Origin of the sequence: Microbacterium sp. (assembly GCF_035277845.1) — a bacterium.
Taxonomy (GTDB): domain Bacteria; phylum Actinomycetota; class Actinomycetes; order Actinomycetales; family Microbacteriaceae; genus Microbacterium.
Map to the genome: position 1 here is coordinate 1 of NZ_DATEJS010000278.1, position 2182 is coordinate 2182.

Annotated in this window: 3 protein-coding genes; 1 reads left to right on the forward strand and 2 read right to left on the reverse strand. The window is 75.8% G+C overall.

The features are described from left to right. Together VJR25_RS12125 and VJR25_RS12130 are read right to left on the reverse strand one after the other, a co-directional pair. On the reverse strand, positions 1-917 hold a 917-nt coding region (locus VJR25_RS12125; protein WP_324115347.1), incomplete at its 3' end, for an HD domain-containing phosphohydrolase. Positions 918-962: 45 nt separating this feature from the next. Beyond that, complete coding sequence (locus VJR25_RS12130) at positions 963-1715, reverse strand: hypothetical protein (RefSeq protein ID WP_324115350.1); 753 nt, start codon at positions 1713-1715, stop codon at positions 963-965. A gap of 135 nt (positions 1716-1850) precedes the next feature. Here VJR25_RS12130 and VJR25_RS12135 point away from each other — a divergent pair. Beyond that, positions 1851-2182 (forward strand): patatin-like phospholipase family protein (locus VJR25_RS12135; protein WP_324115352.1); only part of this gene is annotated, 332 nt, incomplete at its 3' end.

A 2182-nucleotide genomic window follows, 5' to 3' on the forward strand; every position in this document is an offset into this window, starting at 1 on the left:
AGCGTCGCGGCCTCGCCCGCGGGCAGTCCGGCGAGGCCTGCTGCCGCGGCGGCGAGCGCCGCCACGCCCCGCGAGTGCCCGAGCAGGAACGGGCACTTGAGGTCCGCGAAGTCGCCGATCGCGGCGAGGGTCTCGTCGAGGGCGGCATCCTGCAGCACCTCGTCGCGATCCGGTGCACAGTCCAGCGCAGCGGCCCACGCCGCGGACCCGTGCGGGAGGTCGAGCAGCTCCGCGGCATCCGCGACGAACGCGTCCACGACCGCCGGGTCGAACTGCCCGCCCCGTCGCTGGCGCGTCATCGCGGTCGCGCCGTCGACGCCGTGGAGCCGGTGGTGCACCTCGGCGGTGTCGGCGAGCTGCGCGATGCGCATCTCGATCGGGATGGCCGCGCCGGACAGCCCCTGCGGCATCCCGCGCCCGTCGTACCGCTCGAAGGCGGCCGAGACCGCGTCGCCCACGCCCGGAGGCAGGCCGAGCCGGCCGGCGAGCAGCGATGCCGACAGGCAGTGCGAATGCAGCAGCCGCCCGAGGTTGCCGCGGGCGCTCACCATGAGCTCGGCGAACGTCACCGCGCGCTGCGGCAGCGGCCGGCCGCGCGCGACGTTCTCCACGAGGAACCGGGCGAACGGCAGGCCCGACCAGTCCACGAGGTACGACGCGCCCCGCACCGCGATGTCGTCTCCGAACCAGCGGGCGTACTCCTGGGAGTCGGCGGTGCAGCCGATCCACATGAGCAGGGTCGCGTAGTACGCGCCGCCGCGCTGCTTCTCGGTGAGCCCGACGCGCTCGGCGAGACGGCTCGCGAGCGTCGCGGCCCGCAGCATGTGCTCGGCGGGCTGACCGAGTCCCAGGTCGATGGCGACCGACAGCGCCGCGAGCACCTCGGCCCGCGTCGGTGCCGCCGATGACGCGCCCACGGCACCATTGTGTGCCCCGGGATGCGACGGTGCCAGAGGGCGACGTCACCCGGCCGCGACCGGTGCGTCCGCGGGCGCATGCCGCGCCGGGTCGAACGCGTCGAAGCGCGCCTCGCCGACATAGAAGATGCCGCGCTGGGGCATCCAGAAGTCCCCGAGCCGCGTCTGCTGCCCGAGTGCGCGCGGCTCCCCCAGGCCGGCCCCCGCGAGGGTCGCCGTGCTGCCGGCGACCCGCCAGACGCGCAGCGGCACCACCTGGAAGCGCTGCCGGTTCGGGGCGGCTCCGGTCAGCCGCATGCGTCCCGCGCGCAGCATCGGGCGGGAGAGCGGACCCATCGCCCCGAGCAGCGGATCGCTGCGCCGCGCCGCCGGGGGCATCGCCCCGGCCAGGGCCGTCATGGCCCGCGTGGCCGGCGTCGCGCGCAGCGCCACGTCCCACTCGAGCACGCCCGGGATGCGCACCCGCAGGCGCGTCTCGTCCAGCCAGTCGAGGTCGATCGACCCGGCGCGTTCGGAGGTGGCCGCGGTGCTGAAGTACCGCGGGCAGCTGAACTCGGCGGGCGCGGTGGTGACCATGTGCCACCGGCCGTGCGGGTCCCGGTGCCAGACGGCGCGGTACGGGGCGCCGATGGACGTCGCCGTCCAGACGCGCAGCGCCAGGTAGTGGCCGCCGGAGAAGCCGAGGCCCATCACGCCGAACCCGGTGAAGCGCTCGTCGTCGCCGCCCGGCAGCAGCGGGTTCGCGGTGACGTCGGCCGCGGCGGATGCCGGCGTCCCGGATGCGTTCGAGGTGTTCATGCGCCCACTGTCGCGCGCCGCGGGCGGCGGCGCATGGGGCATCCGCCTCATCTTCGCGGCGCCGGCCGTCGCCGCTGCGGCCGCTCCGGACTCGCCCCGGGTGATCGCGGCGATCCGCAGGTATAGATTCCGTGCATGGGGACCGCGCTGGTACTCGGCTCGGGTGGCATCACCGGCATCGCATGGACCCTCGGCGTGCTCTCCACGTGGCCGCACGGACCGTTCGACCTGGTCGTCGGAAGTTCGGCGGGCGCCTTCGCCGGGGCGCTCGACGCGAACCCGCCGGCGTTCGCCCACGCGTGCGACGCGGTGCGGCGAACCGACCCCACGTCCGCCAGGCGCGACCTCGCTCTCGCCCTCGGCAACAGCCTGCCGCACCTGCTCGCGGTGCCCGGCCGGCGCGGCGAAGCCCTGGTGCGGATGTGGATGATCGGGGCCGTCGCGCGCCGGTTCGCCGCCTCCGCGGG